General features: G+C 41.0%; 15 protein-coding genes. 8 read left to right on the top strand and 7 right to left on the bottom strand.

The genetic code is table 11. From position 1 onward, the window contains the following. Nucleotides 1–13: 13 nt before the first annotated feature. Nucleotides 14–280 (bottom strand): DUF3012 domain-containing protein, encoded by a 267-nt coding sequence (locus F9817_RS02105; protein ID WP_161153307.1) that lies wholly within the window; start codon nt 278–280, stop codon nt 14–16. A 528-nt stretch (nt 281–808) separates the two neighbouring features. On the opposite strand from F9817_RS02105, the gene rbsD reads away from it, so the two are divergent. The 6 genes from rbsD to F9817_RS02075 all read left to right on the top strand — a co-directional run bounded on the left by rbsD (nt 809) and on the right by F9817_RS02075 (nt 6,804). Next, nucleotides 809–1,228: a D-ribose pyranase gene (gene rbsD / locus F9817_RS02100; RefSeq protein ID WP_161153306.1), complete on the top strand. Its 420-nt coding sequence runs from the start codon at nt 809–811 to the stop codon at nt 1,226–1,228. Between the two features lie 39 nt (nt 1,229–1,267). Next, nucleotides 1,268–2,806, top strand: a complete 1,539-nt coding sequence (rbsA, locus tag F9817_RS02095; RefSeq protein WP_161153305.1) for a ribose ABC transporter ATP-binding protein RbsA — start codon at nt 1,268–1,270, stop codon at nt 2,804–2,806. Further along, a complete protein-coding gene (rbsC, locus tag F9817_RS02090; protein WP_161153304.1) occupies nt 2,803–3,783 on the top strand; it encodes a ribose ABC transporter permease in 981 nt (326 codons plus the stop codon). The genes rbsA and rbsC overlap by 4 nt, the downstream gene beginning before the upstream one ends. Nucleotides 3,784–3,832: 49 nt before the next feature. Then, nucleotides 3,833–4,711, top strand: coding sequence for a ribose ABC transporter substrate-binding protein RbsB (gene rbsB / locus F9817_RS02085; RefSeq protein ID WP_161153303.1), 879 nt, complete (start codon nt 3,833–3,835; stop codon nt 4,709–4,711). A 149-nt stretch (nt 4,712–4,860) separates the two neighbouring features. Next, on the top strand, nt 4,861–5,784 hold the full coding sequence (rbsK, locus tag F9817_RS02080; RefSeq protein ID WP_161153302.1) for a ribokinase: 924 nt from the start codon (nt 4,861–4,863) through the stop codon (nt 5,782–5,784). A gap of 15 nt (nt 5,785–5,799) precedes the next feature. Next, on the top strand, nt 5,800–6,804 hold the full coding sequence (locus F9817_RS02075; protein ID WP_161153301.1) for a substrate-binding domain-containing protein: 1,005 nt from the start codon (nt 5,800–5,802) through the stop codon (nt 6,802–6,804). A 128-nt stretch (nt 6,805–6,932) separates the two neighbouring features. Here F9817_RS02075 and F9817_RS02070 read toward each other — a convergent pair whose 3' ends face one another. Both F9817_RS02070 and F9817_RS02065 read right to left on the bottom strand, forming a co-directional pair. Further along, nucleotides 6,933–8,201: a putative bifunctional diguanylate cyclase/phosphodiesterase gene (locus F9817_RS02070; protein ID WP_237476182.1), complete on the bottom strand. Its 1,269-nt coding sequence runs from the start codon at nt 8,199–8,201 to the stop codon at nt 6,933–6,935. Between the two features lie 1,003 nt (nt 8,202–9,204). Beyond that, entirely contained in the window at nt 9,205–10,104 is a 900-nt protein-coding gene (locus tag F9817_RS02065; RefSeq protein ID WP_161153299.1) for a LysR family transcriptional regulator, read from the bottom strand. Nucleotides 10,105–10,313: 209 nt separating this feature from the next. Between F9817_RS02065 and xapA the strand changes: the two genes are divergently transcribed. Continuing rightward, entirely contained in the window at nt 10,314–11,141 is an 828-nt protein-coding gene (xapA, locus tag F9817_RS02060) for a xanthosine phosphorylase (protein ID WP_161153298.1), read from the top strand. Between the two features lie 177 nt (nt 11,142–11,318). On the opposite strand, the gene F9817_RS02055 is transcribed toward xapA, so the two are convergent. Then, nucleotides 11,319–12,596, bottom strand: coding sequence for a diguanylate cyclase domain-containing protein (locus tag F9817_RS02055; protein WP_161153297.1), 1,278 nt, complete (start codon nt 12,594–12,596; stop codon nt 11,319–11,321). A gap of 406 nt (nt 12,597–13,002) precedes the next feature. Between F9817_RS02055 and F9817_RS02050 the strand changes: the two genes are divergently transcribed. Beyond that, nucleotides 13,003–14,544 (top strand): methyl-accepting chemotaxis protein, encoded by a 1,542-nt coding sequence (locus tag F9817_RS02050; protein WP_161153296.1) that lies wholly within the window; start codon nt 13,003–13,005, stop codon nt 14,542–14,544. A gap of 104 nt (nt 14,545–14,648) precedes the next feature. On the opposite strand, the gene F9817_RS02045 is transcribed toward F9817_RS02050, so the two are convergent. From F9817_RS02045 to F9817_RS02035, 3 genes are all read right to left on the bottom strand, one after another. After that, nucleotides 14,649–15,005 carry a DUF3316 domain-containing protein gene (locus tag F9817_RS02045; RefSeq protein WP_161153295.1) on the bottom strand — a complete coding sequence of 119 codons (357 nt, stop codon included), beginning with the start codon at nt 15,003–15,005 and terminating at the stop codon, nt 14,649–14,651. A gap of 480 nt (nt 15,006–15,485) precedes the next feature. After that, nucleotides 15,486–17,105, bottom strand: coding sequence for an ABC transporter ATP-binding protein (locus F9817_RS02040; protein WP_161153294.1), 1,620 nt, complete (start codon nt 17,103–17,105; stop codon nt 15,486–15,488). A 13-nt stretch (nt 17,106–17,118) separates the two neighbouring features. After that, complete coding sequence (locus F9817_RS02035; RefSeq protein WP_161153293.1) at nt 17,119–17,613, bottom strand: hypothetical protein; 495 nt, start codon at nt 17,611–17,613, stop codon at nt 17,119–17,121. Between the last annotated feature and the right edge of the window lie 71 nt (nt 17,614–17,684).

Here is a 17,684-nt window from a genome sequence, read left to right as displayed (position 1 = left end):
ATCGAATAGAGGGTTATAAGACACAGTGCTTAGCGTAAGAAGTTGCTTGATTTGCTGTCCAATCACCTTTCGGTTTTTCGTCCATGTCTTTACACCATTGCTCACTGCCTACTTCATTATTGAGTAAACAGTTTTTTGCATAATCAACCGCGTTTTGGCTGCTCCACTCGGTTTTCGGCTTTTCACGCATATCTTGACACCAAGATTGACTACCAACTTCATCTTGGCAAGCAGACAGAGCAAGAACAGAAAGAAGAACGAAAGCTGAACGTTTAAGCATGAAGATGCTCCATTTTATTAAAATTCAATAAATTATATAAAGTTAAGTGTGTTATCGGCAGTTAGAAGCCCGTATCTGTTTGATTTATTGCCACTTAAACTTTTCTTTAGTTTAGCTTTATTCATATCACTTATGTTAAATCTGGGAAAAATATCCGGATTACTATACCTAAATAACCTCAAGATGCTGTTTCAGCGAGAATGTGTTTGTACGGCTAATTAATCACCATCAGTGATCATTCTCACTAATTTGGGGCACTAATTCCCTGTTGTAACGATCACAATCACACTCTGATTTCAATCGTGATGCAAATTCATTGCTATCTCATTACTATCTCATCGAAACGTTTCGATAAGGTTTCTAAAAAATAATCGAAACCTAGATTAAATACGGATTATTCAATAATTATCTTAATTAATAGTTAATTATATTAATTTAAATATCATTAACTATTGCTTTAAGTCTAATTAAACTGAATGAGTGGTGAAGGTCTTAGCCAGTACGTAAGAGAACGAAAAAGGAATAATAATGAAAAAAACAGCCCTTATTAATGCAGAGCTATCTCATCTTGTCGCAACATTAGGTCATACGGATGAATACACAATTTGTGATGCGGGATTACCGATTCCTTCGGCAACACAACGCATTGATTTAGCGCTAACGTACGGTGTGCCCGGATTTCTTGAAACAGTGAAAACCGTGCTGTCAGAATCACAAATTGAAGGGGTTATCTTGGCTGAAGAGTTCCCTAAAACCAGCCCTGAATGTTTTGAGCAGTTCATGGTATTACTTAATGCAGAAGAACAAAGTAAAGGGAAACCCATCACCATTACTTATTTACCTCACGAAGCTTTTAAAGCACGCACTCACCAGAGCCGAGCGGTGATTCGCACTGGTGAATGTACCGCTTATGCCAACGTTATTTTTCAAGCTGGCGTTGTATTTTAATCCCAAATTCACCGACCTAGATATGATTGAGGAGAGTGTATGACCCAGCCGATTTTATCCCTAAAAAATATTGAAAAGGGGTTCCCTGGAGTTAAAGCCTTAGATGGTGCCAGCCTAAATGTTTATCCCGGTAAGGTGATGGCTTTGATGGGAGAGAATGGCGCGGGTAAATCCACCTTGATGAAAGTGCTGACTGGTATTTATCGTCGTGATGCTGGGGAGATTGAGTATCATGGTGTACCCGTACAATTCAAAGGTCCGCGTGATTCTCAAATAGCCGGCATCAGTATTATTCACCAAGAGCTCAACCTGATTCCAGAACTGACGATTGCTGAAAATATATTTCTGGGCCGAGAAATTGTTAGTGTATTTGGCCGCATTCAATGGAAAGAGATGTACCAGAAAGCCGATGCGTTGCTTGAGCGTTTAAACGTGGCTCATCGCTCGAATACCTTATTAGGTGATTTGAGCTTGGGTGAGCAACAAATGGTTGAGATTGCGAAGGCGCTTTCGTTTGAATCTAAAGTGATCATCATGGATGAACCAACAGATGCGCTGACTGATACAGAAACAGCCTCGTTATTTAAAGTGATTAATGAACTTCGAGAACAAGGTTGTGGCATCGTTTATATCTCGCATCGTTTGAAAGAAATTTTTGAAATTTGTGATGACATTACTGTCTTGCGTGATGGGAAATTTATTGGTCAGTGTGCAGTGGCGGATACCGATGAAGATGGTTTGATCGAAAAAATGGTTGGACGTCGACTCGATGAACAGTACCCGCGCGTCAGTGTCCCTCAAGGCGATATTTGCCTTGCTGTTGAGCAAGTGTCTGGCGCTGGTGTTGAAGAAATTAGTTTTAATGTTCGCCATGGTGAAATTTTGGGTATTTCGGGCCTGATGGGAGCCGGACGTACGGAACTGATGAAAGTGATTTATGGTGCATTGCCTAAATCTGCTGGTCAGGTGTGGATTGATGGCCAGAAAATCGATGCGCATAGCCCCCAAGATGGCTTGAAAGCGGGTATTGCCTATATCTCTGAAGACCGTAAAGGTGATGGGTTAATACTTGGATTATCGGTTAAAGACAACATGAGTCTATGTGCGTTAAAGCAACTTAGCCATGGTATGCAAATCAAGCACAGTGAAGAAAAATTGGCAGTGGATGATTTTATTCAACTGTTCAATATCAAAACACCAAAACGCGAACAGATTATCGGCAACTTATCCGGTGGTAACCAACAGAAAGTCGCGATCGCAAAAGGATTAATGACTCGTCCTAAGTTATTGATTCTTGACGAACCTACTCGTGGTGTAGATGTTGGTGCTAAAAAAGAAATCTATCAACTTATTAATGAATTTAAAGCGGACGGCATGAGCATCATTTTAGTGTCCTCGGAAATGCCTGAAGTTTTGGGCATGAGTGACCGTATCCTAGTGATGCATGAGGGCCGTATTAGTGGCGAATTTAGCGCTAAAGAAGCAAATCAAGAAAATTTATTGGCATGCGCAGTTGGTAAACAGCCAGCTCAATCATTGCAGCCTACAGATAACGTGTTGAACGAGGAAACCGCATGAACTCTGAAACCATCAAGAAAACAGCACCTAGTCAGAAAAAATGGCTGAGTAAAGAGTGGCTTATCGAACAAAAGTCATTGATTGCTCTTCTATTTCTTGTGGTTGTCGTGTCTTTTCTCAATCCACATTTCTTTACCTTTGGTAATTTAATGAACATTCTGCGCCAAACGTCAGTCAATGCGATCATTGCAGTGGGCATGACATTGGTTATTTTAACCGCAGGAATCGATTTGAGCGTAGGTTCAGTATTGGCATTATCTGGTGCCTTTGCCGCAAGTCTCATCGCACTTGAAGTCCCTGTGATTGTGGCTGTTCCGGTCGCGCTACTTGCTGGTGCGGCATTAGGTGCGGTAAGCGGTGTCATTATTGCCAAGGGTAAAGTGCAAGCCTTTATTGCAACATTAGTCACAATGACTCTGCTACGTGGTGTCACCATGGTGTACACCGATGGCCGACCAATTTCTACAGGATTTACCGATACTGCGGGCGCTTTCGCATGGTTTGGTACTGGGTATTTATTAGGTATTCCTGTGCCAGTTTGGCTCATGGTTTTGGTCTTTGCTGTCGCTTGGTACCTGTTAAATCATACTCGCTTTGGCCGTTACGTGTATGCGCTTGGCGGTAATGAATCCGCGACACGTTTGTCTGGTATTAACGTAGACCGCGTGAAAATCGGTGTTTATGCTATCTGTGGCCTATTGGCGGCGCTAGCTGGAATCATTGTTACTTCACGCTTGTCATCCGCTCAACCTACTGCGGGTATGGGATATGAATTAGATGCTATTGCTGCTGTTGTACTAGGTGGAACAAGCCTGATGGGCGGCAAAGGTAAAATTATGGGCACGCTGATTGGTGCGTTAATCATCGGATTTTTGAATAACGCGTTGAATTTACTGGATGTGTCTTCTTACTACCAAATGATTGCTAAAGCGGTCGTGATCTTACTTGCCGTTTTGGTAGACAACAAAAACAAATAATAAGGCCTGGCAAGACCAGCCACTGTACCCTACAAAAAGGAACCAAATTATGAAAAAAGTCGTCTCGCTGATTACTGCTGCTGTGTTGGGCTCGACCTTATCTGTGTCTGCTCAAGCTCAGGATACACTTGCTATTGTACTGTCTACGTTAAATAACCCATTCTTCGTTTCAATGAAAGAAGGAGCGGAAGCTAAGGCGCAAGATTTGGGTTATAAGTTGATTGTCCTAGATTCACAAAACGACCCAAGTAAAGAGCTATCAAATGTTGAAGATCTTACTATTCGTGGCGTGAAGGCTATTTTAATCAATCCAACCGACTCTGATGCGGTTTCAAATGCCATTCGTTTAGCGAATCGCTCTAATATCCCAGTACTGACGCTAGATCGCGGTGCTAGTCACGGCAAAGTTGTTTCACATATTGCTTCTGATAACGTCGCTGGTGGTGAAATGGCAGGAAAATTCATCATGGAGAAAGTGGGTCAAAAAGCCAAAGTCATCCAACTTGAAGGTATTGCAGGAACATCTGCTGCTCGCGAACGTGGCAAAGGGTTTATGCAGTCAGTTAAAAACAGTTCGATGCAACTACTCGCAAGTCAACCTGCTGATTTTGACCGCACCAAAGGATTGAATGTGATGGAAAACCTGATCGCAGCTCATCCAGACGTCCAAGCTGTTTTCGCACAGAATGATGAAATGGCATTAGGTGCATTACGCGCTGTACAGGCATCGGGCAAGAAAGTCTTAATTGTGGGTTTTGATGGTACCAAAGACGGCATTGCGGCGGTAAAACGTGGCAAATTGGGCGCAACGATCGCTCAGCAGCCTGATCTAATTGGTGCGCTAGGTATCGAAACGGCAGATAAGGTATTAAAAGGTCAAAAAGTGCCGACTTCTATCCCTGTACCACTAAAAATTGTGACTAAGTAAAGGGATATTCTCTTCCAGCTTGGCTGGCACCGATTTCTCTTGAAATGGGTGTCTACCAAGCTGGAATGAAAGCTGTGAACTTTGACTGGTACATAGAGACTGATTCAGAGTTTAGAGCTTTCATTGAGCTACATACGAAGGATAAATTTATGAGCCAATTGGTCGTACTCGGTAGTGTCAATGCCGATCATGTCTTACAAATTCCCCGTTTTCCTAAACCAGGCGAAACTTTGCATGGCAAGATGTATCAAGTGATTCCGGGTGGTAAGGGAGCGAACCAAGCGGTTGCTGCTGCGCGTCTCAATGCTGATATTTCGTTTATTGCTTGTGTTGGTGATGATGCTTTTGGTCAACATATTCGTCAGCAATTTAACCAAGATGGGATGTCAATCGATGCGGTTCGTGTCGAACAGAATACGCCAACTGGGGTTGCGCTGATTCAAGTGTCTGCGCAAGGGGAAAATACGATTTGTATTTCACCAGAAGCCAACGCACATCTTACCGAGCAAGTGGTGGAAGAATACACCGCAACCATTCAACAAGCTCACTATCTGCTAATGCAACTTGAAACACCGTTGGAAGGGGTGATTAAGGCGGCACACATTGCCAAACAAGCTGGCACTCAAGTGATTCTAAATCCAGCTCCAGCCCGCGCTCTGCCTGAAGAGTTATTAGCGAATATCGATATCATTACTCCTAATGAAACGGAAGCGCAGGAACTGACCGGAATTGCGGTTATTGATGAAGCAAGTGCAGCCGAAGCATCTGCAGCGTTACATGCAAAAGGCATTCAAACGGTTATGATCACTCTGGGCGCAAAAGGCGTGTGGGTGAGCCAGCAAGGTGAAATGGGATTCATTGTGCCCGGGTTTTCGGTCAGAGCAACGGATACGACTGCTGCTGGTGATACATTTAATGGTGCTTTTGTTACTGGTTTACTGGAACAAATGCCTTTAGAATCAGCGATCAAATTTGCGCATGCCGCCGCAGCAATCTCAGTAACTCGTTTCGGTGCGCAAACGTCGATCCCTTCAAGAGATGACGTTGAGGTGTTTCTCGCAGAACAGAAATAACAAGGAGTACGATCTGTGGCGACCATGAAAGATATCGCGAAGCTCGCTGGGGTTTCTACCTCAACAGTAAGCCATGTGATCAATAAAACTCGCTTTGTCAGTGAAGATATTTCAGCTCGGGTTAATGCAGCGGCTAAAGAGCTCAATTATGCGCCTTCTGCTTTAGCTCGTAGCTTAAAAATGAATCGGACTAAAACTATCGGTATGTTAGTCACTACCTCCACCAACCCATTCTTTGGTGAGGTAGTAAAAGGAGTCGAACGCAGCTGTTATCACCAAGGTTACAGTTTGATTTTATGTAATACTGAAGGGGATACGGAGCGCATGCGCGCATCCATTGATACGTTATTACAAAAGCGTGTGGATGGTTTGATGTTAATGTGTACGACGATGGAAGGTGAACCGCTGACGGAATTTGAACGTTACCCCGATATACCTGTTGTCGTGATGGATTGGGGGCCGACTGTCAATTCGAGCGATAAAATCTTAGATAACTCTTATCAAGGTGGGTATATGGCAACCAAGCACCTGATTGATTTGGGACATACCGAGGTTGGTTGTATCACAGGTCCACTCCATCAACATCAAGCGCAAAATCGATTCTCCGCCTTTAAACAAGCACTGGCAGACCACAAGATACCGTTGAATGACCAATGGGTGATTGAATCTAACTTCGAGTGTGAAGGTGGCTTTTCAGCGATGACACAGCTCATTGAAGCGAAGACAATGCCGAGTGCTTTATTCATCTGTAATGACATGATGGCTATGGGAGCGATTAATGCGGCGACAGAGCATGGTATCGGTGTACCTAACGATCTCTCAATCGTTGGCTACGATGATATTCGTATCGCTCAGTTTATGTCACCAGCACTGACGACAATCCATCAACCTAAGTATCGTTTAGGTAAGGCAGCTGTAGAAGCTCTGCTTGCTAAACTGCAAGGTTTAAATAATACACCACAAGTTATTCAGTTAGAGCCGACTTTAATGGCAAGAAAAAGCACTAAAGCCAAGCGTTAGTCAAATCGACTATTGATGAAGCTCTGAATCCTGCATCTTAAGGCCATTGGGGATATTTAATTCAATATTTCTTAGGCAGGTAATATATTGCAATCATAATCATTAAATTTAGACTAATTAGTCTAAATTTAATGATTGTGTTGGTTGAGTAGGGCTAAAACTTGATCTTTTTTAACGGGTTTACTGAACAAGTAGCCTTGATATAAATCGATGTTGCTTTCTTTGAGTAAAGCAAGTTGATCGGGATATTCAACGCCTTCAACAATTACCTTACTATCGATAGAGTGTGCCATTTTTACTACAGCCGAAACAATACTGTGATCCTTTTCGTTGCTACAAATATTATCTACATATGATTTGTCGACTTTGATGTAATCGATACGAAGGTTTTTAAGCACCAAAATAGATGAGAATCCAGTTCCAAAGTCATCAACTGATATCATGACACCTATTTCTTTCACTTGTTTAATAATACGTGTCAATTTATCAAGATTGGTAATCATTGCTGTTTCTGTAATTTCTAAATGGATATTAGCCGGCTGAACAGCATATTGTGCAATAAGAAATTGTAAGTATTCGAGGAAGTTTTCATCTTCGAATTGAATTGCTGACACATTAATAGACATGGATACTCTAGGATTATCAACATTGATATCATGTAGGGTTTCAATGGCCATTTTAAGTACTAGCTTGCCGATATCGATAATGAAACCATGCTCTTCGGCGATAGAGATAAACTCTTCTGGAGACACAAGTTCACCGTTAAGGTTCCAGCGTATAAGCGCTTCAAAAGAATGAACTTTATCTAGTTCACTATCGACAATAGGTTGGTAATTCATAAAGAAATCTTGCATTTCGAGCGCTTCTACCATCGCATGGCGTAGGTAAGATTTTCGTTCGTTACTTGCTTGTATTTTTTGGTTAAAGCAGCAAATATGTTGATTACTTCGTTTTCCCTCACTGACTGCTAAGTAGGAATTTTTAATGGCTTTATCTATTGGGTAATAGTTGTCTGTACAGTAGTAATAACCAATATGGTAAGACGGTGTTACTCGAATATTTTTTGATTGAATAGGCCGCGATAAATTACCAATAACTTGATTGATAAAATCATTAATTGCTCGTTCGGAGTGACAGCTTATATAGATGATAAATTCATCGCTTCCCCATCTAGAAGATACAGAGTTAAAAAATGTATCTATTTTAGATAATCTCTGACCGATTTCGTTTAACATATAATCGCCATACTCATGACCGTAAGTATTATTAATTATATGGAACTTCTCGATATCAATATGAATAAAGCTATCTATTGATTCTGATTTATTATTTTTTTCTTGGCGTAATATCTCAACTTTGGAAAAGAAACTATTTCGGTTAAATAAACCTGTCAGCATATCTTTCTGTTCTAATTTTAATATACCGTTAGTTCTTTTTTNTTTTTCTACTTCTGATTCTAAATTAATGACAAGTCTTTTTACTTTTGCCTGACTTGCGATTGAAGTAATAATAAATTTTGAACTACGAGTAGCACTTAAACATAGCGCAACAGCGTACCCGAGCCCCATGATTCCTATCGACCGTTCATCACCACCTCCACGAGTGATCATGACATAACAATACGGAATAACGGTAATCAAAGTAAATGCAAATGCAGAGCGCAGATCGGCAGAGAGCAGAGTAATGCTACCTCCAGACATACCACAGAAGATGATCAAACAAATCATCTCCTCTTTGATACTAAAGGTTTGCTGGAATAAGTATGGGTAACATGCCCATCCTATGCCCGCAAGAACGACGCCCCAAAAATGATAATCGAGCTTTCGAGGACTCTCTTCATTGATACAATAGTGGACAAGTAATCGAATACATGAAATAGCGTAGATGGTTAGTAGCCAAATTATTTTATTTGTATTTACTTTATCGTAGATACCACTGGCAACTAATATGGTTGAAATTCCAATATTAACACTAACCAAAAAGGGTAGGTTTGATGAAAAAACTTTTAGGCGCTCGGACTTGTACACGTAAAAACCTATAAGAATCAAATAGACCAAAGAGTCAATCAGAAACAAAAGAACAAGAAACTAGATTTAAGTGACTATATTATTTATTAATAATGTATAAATGTCACTCACATTTTTTCACAAGGTAAACTAAGTGTAAGTAAAAACGGGTAAAGATAATCAGAATATGCTGATGATTGCATCAGTTGAAAAAGTAATCTCAAAAATAAAACAGTTATATATGCAAACGGTTCTACAGATAAGCCATTATCTCAAATTAGGGACTAAATGTTCTCATTTGCCCTTTACTATGTGTATCTCATAGCTACGAAATATATCAAATTGAGATAGATAACAGCATATTGAATACGCGATACGATATGTCACAGGGTGTTCATGTAAACGAGCGTTTTAAATGTTGTAGACACTGATTTATCAGTGGGGTTTCTGCTTGATAAGTAAGAACACAAATATCCGCGGGAATTTGCTCTTGCAGCGGGATAAAATGTACATGCGGCCATGCCATCGCCGCATAACTTTTAGGTACGATAGAAAGAACTTTTCGTGTAGAAATGACAGCGAGTAGAGTATTCGGTTCTATCACTTGTTGTACGATGTCAGGATAAAATCCTGCTTGTTGACAATGTTCGATTATCCATTGAGTTGAGGCTGAATTGTCTTTACTTAACATCACAAACCGCTCTTTTTGGAGTGTTGCCAAACTGATCGCCGATTGCTTGGCGAGTACATGCTCAAAAGGAACGGCAACCACCATTTCTTCGGCAAATAATGGAACGGTAATTAACGAATCCGTATTGATGGTGTCGGCGTAGCGAACTAATCCCAACTCGATTTTCCCATCAATTAATGCTTGTTTCTGCTGGTGTGGCGACATCTCGATGAGATTGAACTGCGCCGCGGGGAAATCAGTTTGTAGTGAGTGCAGAGCATCACCAAAGCCCGCCCAGAATATAGAACTCATCAAGCCAATATTTAAAGTTTGACTGTCGTCGCGATGCTGTTGTTGTACACGGTCAAGTGCGTGACTCACTACATCAAATATCGTTTGGCATTCATTAGCGAGCTGTTTTCCAGCGATCGTTAATTCAACATGACGTGTATTACGGACAAACAGCTCTACACCGAGTAATTGTTCTAGTTCTTTAATTTGTGTGCTCAATGGAGATTTTGTGATGTTCAATTGCTCAGCAGCGCGACTAAAATTTTGTGTTTTAGAAACCTGATAGAAGTAGCGCAACATCTTTAAGGTCACTTTTTGATGATCGATATTCATTGTTTACGCACTTCTTTGTTTTCGTTTTCGGAACAATTGTCATCAATATACTGATTTTACCGATATAGTAAATCCGTTAGAGTGATAGTTATACCCAAATGACTTGACGAATCAGGCTTGTTGATGAGATCCCAAAGAGCGAATACATTCTCGCTAACGCAGCATCTTGAGGTGACTTGGGTATACACCAATATAGGAAGAGTAATTATATGAGTGATCCAGTTAATAAAGCATTAGAGACGATTTACGCGCATAAACCCGATTTTAAACCTAAAGCTGGGTTTATTCTTGGATCTGGCCTTGGCGTGATTGCTGATGCTTTAGAAGAAAAAGTAGTGATTCCTTACCAAGATCTTGCAGGTTTTCCTGTCAGTACTGTAGAAGGACATTCAGGCGAACTTGTTTTAGGTAAACTATTTGGCATTGAAGTCGCATGCATGAAAGGACGTGGGCATTATTACGAACATCAAACGATGAAAGTAATGACCAACCCTGTACGCACTTTTAAACGTTTAGGCTGTGAATTTATGTTGGTGACTAATGCTGCAGGTTCATTGCGTCCTGACCGCATTGATGTTGGTTCTCTGGTGGTATTTAATGATCATATTAATACGATGCCAGAATCACCAATGACGGGGCCGAATGATGAAGCATATGGTCCACGTTTCTTTAGTTTGGCTAATGCTTACGATAAGACGTTACGAACCGAAATATTATCTGTTGCAAACAATGAGAACATTCACCTCAATCAAGGGGTCTTTGTTTCTTACACCGGGCCTAATTTTGAAACAGCTGCGGAAATTAGAATGATGCAGGTGATTGGTGGTGATGTGGTCGGTATGTCGGTGGTGCCTGAGGTGATTTCTGCTGCCCATTGCGGCTTACCTGTTGTTGCTGTTTGTGCCATTACGAACATGGCCGAAGGTCTAAGTGATGTTGTGCTGTCTCATGAACAAACGCTCAAGTGTGCCAAATTGGCAGAGAAAGATTTCATCGCATTAATTAATGCCTTTATCCGCCATCATTTTGCTGTGTAACGTTAATCTCAATATACCCCCCAATGACCTCAAGGTGTAGGATTAATCAACTAGCTTAAGGTCAAGCTTAATCATGGAAGGAATGGTCATATTCTTCAACGTGCATTGTCTTTCAACGTAAGTGATCGCTACAGCAGCATCTTGAGGTTACTGGGAATAGACCCTTTATAAAAGGGTCTATTCAATCGATTCTTGCTGGAATGACTCATTAAGGTCTGCAATATCCCATGTGGGCTCAATATTATACCCACCTTTTCCATGACGTTTTACCTTATACATCGCACTGTCTGCGATTGCCAACCAACGCTCTTCATCAAAGCCTTCAATATTCATCGTTGCTGGCAATGCACCTTGGATGCGCTGGCATACCTCTTCTAAATCATGAGTAGGATTTGATAAATTCGCTATTAGGATGGTGAATTCGTCACCAGCTAAGCGTGACACAATATCTTGTGGTCTTAATGTGTGTTTCAGAATGTCCGCAAAGCGTTTTAGAAGTTCATCACCACTATCGTGACCATAATTATCGTTAGCGATTTTTAATCCATCTAAGTCTATGAACAGTAAGCCTGTATTTTGCTGGTTACGACTTAAAATACCGTTGAGCGATTTAATAAAGAAAGTTCGGTTAGTCAGGCCGGTTAAGGAGTCATGGTAAGCTTGAAACTCTAATTTTTTTTGAAACGAACGTAATTCTGTCACGTCTTGTGCAAAGATATAGTAATCTTCCTGTCCGCTTTCTCCCGGTACGAGTTTTAGTTGCAGTTGACGAATATCGTCATCAACGAAAAAAGTATGATCAAAGATGACACTGTGACCTTGCTTTACGCGCTGTATATACGTTTTGCGTTCAGCGTAAGCATCGCTACCAATCAAATTTTCTACACTGTTACCAATGACGTTTTCTAGCGGACAATTAAAAAATGTTTCATAAGTACGATTGGCAAAAAGGTAACGATCTTGTTGATCTACGTGAGCAATCAATACCGGTAAATGATCAACAATAGTTTCTAATTTTATATTGACTCTTAAATGATTGATGATCGTTGACGTTAAACTCTCAACCAGAAACAATAACATTATCTCATCGTTATAAACAATTTTGCTCACCCTCAAAATGATCCAATCTGATTGATCTGAGCTTTTTGTTTCTACGAGATGTAGCGAAGTTTCAGTATCAACTCGATCTAAAATATCGTCGATAGAGATGTCATTAAAAGTGTTAATAAAAAATTGTTGCACATAACTTTCGGGCGACAGATTGTAACGGGTTTTAAATTGTTGATTACCATAAATGATTTTCCCATTAACATCACAGACACTTATTCCAGATGAGCATTGATTGACTATTTCGGCTAATAATAAAGGCGCTAAATTGGGTAAGGAATCTCTTGTATCCTCCTTTGTGGGCATTGCTGAATTGGCTTCTTTATGTCGCTTTATTCTTTTTGTCATGATTACCTTGTACTAACAGAGTGTTAACTGAGAGACTTAACACTAAATGTTCATTCCAGTTTTTCAGCATCAGATGATAAAAAAGTATATTGTTTGTGTATTTTTAATAAATTGAACAGATTTCCATTCTCTAATTGAGAGAAAAACAATTCTTTTAAAGACTAAAACGCTTTATTTTTAACGAGTGTACTGAATTCATTATGATGATCTTCTAATAAGATAGTTACACTGATATTCATTATGTTTCAAGCAGATTATGCAATTAGTTTTAATGCTCTAGTGTGCTTTATATTGCAAGAAAGTTGTAAATGGTTTTGATTAGTGTCAATAATGTGACTTCAGTCCCATGATATTAATTGCGTTTACATCGAACTCTTCGATTTCCTAATTGAGCTTTTGGCTATTTATGAAAACAACAAATAAGAGCTATTCGGATAATATCAGTTTTATATCCACGACAGATTGCGCTAGTCATATCACATATGCGAATGATGTATTTTGTGATATTGCTGAATATTCCGCGCAAGAATTACAGGGTAAACCACATAATGTGGTTCGCCATCCTGATATGCCTAAAGCGGCATTTGCCCAAATGTGGAGTTACCTAAAACAGGGTAATAGCTGGATGGGTATTGTTAAAAACCGGTGTAAAGGACCCCGTCATTATTGGGTCTCTGCATTTGTTACGCCGATCAAAAATGAGCAGGGAGAAACCATTGAATACCAGTCGGTTCGCACTAAGCCAACGGAAGAGCAAATTCATCGTGCGGAACTTTTGTACAAAAAGCTCAACGATCGGCCGACAGCAAAACAGCGTAGAATTTCTGGTGTTTTTTTACTGCAAAGTCTATTGGCGATCTCGACTGCTCTTGGGATTGCATCGGCGGTGACGTCAGAGTCTTGGTATTTAGGTGCTGCAATGACCGCATGCTCTCTATTAGCGTGCGTTGTTGGAAGCATCAATCGTTCACGAGTAAAACGTATTAATCAACTTGCTAAAGAAGCCTACGACAATATTTTGATGGAGAAAGTGTACACCGGCTATAACGATGATTTCTCAGCAATAGAATTAGCATTAATGATGAGAAAAGCAGAGTTAAGAGCCGTGGTCGCCCGCAGTGCTGAAACGTCACAAAGAATTCTCGCTGATGCGAATACTGAACTAGCCAACATGCAAAGAGCAGAACAAAGGCTAAATGCTCAGCAAATGGAAACTGAAAAAGTAGCCACTGCAGTTGAAGAATTGACTTATGCGATAAAAGACATTGCAGATAATGCGGCTGCAAGTTCTCAGTTAACCGAAATCGCCCAGCAGGACTCGGTTGAGGGCTTAACTAAGCTTGATGATACCATTGCCCATATCGCTGATTTAGATAACGCATTACAGCAAGCTAAACAAGTGCTCTCTGATTTGGCAAAACAAGCCAAAAGTGTCGAAACCGTATTGGATGTCATTAACACCATTTCTGAACAAACCAATTTATTGGCATTAAATGCGGCCATTGAGGCTGCGAGAGCGGGAGAATCTGGGAGAGGCTTTGCTGTGGTTGCAGATGAAGTTCGCCAGCTCGCAGCTAAGACGGCATCGTCGACGCATGAGGTACAAGAAACGATTATTCAGTTACAGTCACTCGCAAGTGGCGCAGCGAACAGTATGGAAAATGGTTCAGAGCTGTCTTCATTGTGTCGAGCAAAAGCGGATGAAACGGGGAGTGTCATTCGTGATATTTCTAATAGACTAGCCAACATCACTGATAAGAGTCAGCAAACCGCTGTGGCCGTTGAACAACAGGCGATTGCTACGAAAGAAATATCAGCCAATACAAATTCGATCAAAATGCTGACGGATAAAACATCCACCTCGGCAGCGGATACCGTTGTACGAACTCAAGATCTCGTTAATCATATAGGTGAGTTGTCACGTTTAATTCAGCAGTTTAGAGCATAGAGTTTCTATTTTTGGAGAGGGTGGTATGTATCATGGCATTCCTTTGCCATGTTTATATCATTCCTGTGGGGCGGTAGCAGTGGATTATCGCCACCCCCTACAGGTTAGCCATTTTTAGTTTCATGGACTTTGTAGTGGTAATTGACGTCAACTAATGAACGGTACTGAGTTTTACCTTGTTCATTCTTAAATGGTTCAACGGTTACTTCCATATCACGCAGACGCATACTGTTGTAAACCATACCTGGATTATAAACTGTCAGTTCGCTTTTGAGTTTGCGGCCCGGCAGTTGTTGTAGGTCATGAATTTTATCTAAGCCTGCTTGATAGGCTTGTTGACGTGACTGGTAAACGCCAGAGTTCACCACTTTTTCTCCGACATTTAAGTGGCTGTGCGTAGCGGCAAAAGCACCAGTGCTTGCTGTTAATGTAGCGGCTAGGATAAAGATCGTCTTTTTCATGCGATGTCTCCTCGTGGTCGTCATTATCGTTTTCTTAATGTTTTTTGAATATGTATTTATCCTATCAATGCCAATGTTAGGAGTCTGTCAGGCACTGTAAGTCTTAGGATAGAAAACATTTGGGATTTATCGTTTTTTGGACGTTATTGATGGTTTTTCTGACAAAGTAAGTGTGCGGTTAAGATTCTTTATCGGGTGTTCATTTGGTATTCATATTATCAATGTGTTAGGGAGGCTGTTGTATCAGAATACAGGCCCCCGTTCTGTCGAGATACGTGCATCACATTTCTTCCGTTTTCGGGCTTAATGTGTACTTGTTAAGGATGCTCTTAATCGAGCATATTGAGGTTGGTTGGGTATGGTATTTATAAAATCAATAATAAGACTTAACGCAGAGTTTACAGCGACGATGTAAAAATATGTTGGGGGAAATAAAAAGAGTCCGCCAAAAAAGCGGACTCCCTAACAACATAATGAAGTTTATGCAGCTGCGTCGTCATCCACATCAAACGATGCGGCAATCAATTTCTTGGTGTAATCATTTTGTGGCCGATGGAAGATGTCGTTGGCTGTGCCTTCTTCCATTACCCCCCCTTTTTGCATAACGAGTACGCGATCCGACAGTGCCTTGACTACGCTTAAGTCGTGACTGATAAACAAGAAACCGATATTACGGCGTTTCTGGATATCTTTTAGCAGATCAATCACCGTCAGTTGTACTGAGCGATCTAATGCCGACGTTGGTTCATCGAGTAGTATAAATGAAGGCTCTAAGATTAACGCTCGTGCAATGGCGATACGTTGCCTTTGGCCGCCAGAGAATTCATGTGGGTAACGGTTGAGTGCATTTGCTTCTAGACGAACTTCTTCTAACGCTTGGCGTGCTCGATGCATCCGCTCCATTTTAGTCATTTCTGGTCGATGGACGGTTAACCCCTCGGTGATGATTTCCCCTACTGTCATGCGGGGGGATAAAGAACCATATGGGTCTTGGAAGACCATCTGAATATCTTTCTTCAGATCTAACTTCTGTCTCGTAGAAAGTGCACGATAATCTTGCCCTTTGAATTCGATAGAGCCCGTTGAGGGGAGTAAGCCAATTAGAGCTCGCCCCAATGTTGATTTACCGCTTCCTGACTCTCCAACAATACCTAACGTTTCCCCTTGTTTAAGTTCAAGCGAGATGCCTTTAACGGCTTCAAAATATTGGTTTTTGCTGGCAATAAAATGCGATTTAACGAGAAACTTAACCCGAATATCTTGCGCTTTTAGAAGCGATTCGGCATTGTCGGTGATAGGATCTTTTTGGCCACGCGGGATCGCATTGATCAACATTCGTGTGTAATCATTTTGTGGGTTATCGAAAATAGTCTCCGTTGGACCTTCTTCAATCACATCACCGGTACACATGACGAGAACGCGATCTGCGACATGTTTGACGACACCGAGGTCATGGGTAATAAATAGTATCGCCATACCCATTTTGTTTTGGATATCTTTGATGAGGTTTAACACTTCTGCTTGAACGGTGACGTCTAGCGCTGTTGTTGGTTCGTCAGCGATTAAGATATCAGGTTCATTAATCAGGGCCATGGCGATCATAATGCGTTGTAACTGACCGCCAGAAAATTCGTGAGGATATTTTGTGTAAGCTTGATTTGGGTTAGGCAACTGAACGAGCTCGAATAGTTCAATAACGCGCTGTTTAGCCTGTGAACGACTGATAGATTGATGACACATTACCGCTTCAGCGACTTGAATTCCCACACGCATGTAGGGATTCAATGACGTCATGGGTTCCTGAAAGATCATGCCGATGCGATTGCCACGAATGCGGCGCATGTCTGAATCTGATTGATTAAGCAGTGAACGGCTTTCAAACAGAATCTGTGCATCAGAGTTCACGATGGCATTTTTGGGAAGAAGCTGCATAACGGCATTGGTGGATACTGATTTACCGCTGCCTGATTCGCCCACAATAGCGAGTGTTTCGCCTTTATAAAGGTCAAAGTTAACATTATGCACGGCATCAACAATACCGTCGTTGGTGGTGAAACTCACCGACAAGTTACGTACCTGTAAAAGTGGTGTCTGTGACATTAAGACTTCCTAATTAATTCATTACAACCGCATTAGGCTGTAAATCATTTAAACGTTTCAATTGTGAAAAATGGTGATGCGCCTTTTCAACTTGTTCATATTCTAATTGCCATTGCGCGTTTCTTTGCGCGTGACAGAACGCACCCATGTGATGCAAAAGATCTTCACTGTGCTTTTCTAGCACTTTAGAGACACTTCTGATCAAGTCTGAATCTTCAATAGAGAGAAATTGCAGTAAAGCATAGGACTGGTTTAATGCTTCAAAAGCACGTTGTTGTTGCCCCATGTTGTTGAGGATTTCTGATTGATAAACAGTGGTATCTCTCAACCCCGCGATCAAGCATGAAAACTGACATGGCTTGGTATGATCATCGGTTGCTGCTTGGTTAATATGGCCAGGCAGGTCATGTAATATATCCTCAAGTAAATAATGAGCTTGTGGCCAGTGGCCATCTTGCAGTAATTGTTCAGCTTTAAGGAAGCTCGACCAGCATTGTTGTAGATCCATATTCAGTACTCCACGAAATCAGACTGTCTTTATTTAAATGCAATTAGTTCTCAATTGCAAATGATAGTTAT

The sequence above is a fragment of the Vibrio eleionomae genome, assembly GCF_009874545.1.
GTDB lineage: Bacteria > Pseudomonadota > Gammaproteobacteria > Enterobacterales > Vibrionaceae > Vibrio > Vibrio nitrifigilis.
This window is presented reverse-complemented; position numbering and strand designations above follow the sequence as displayed.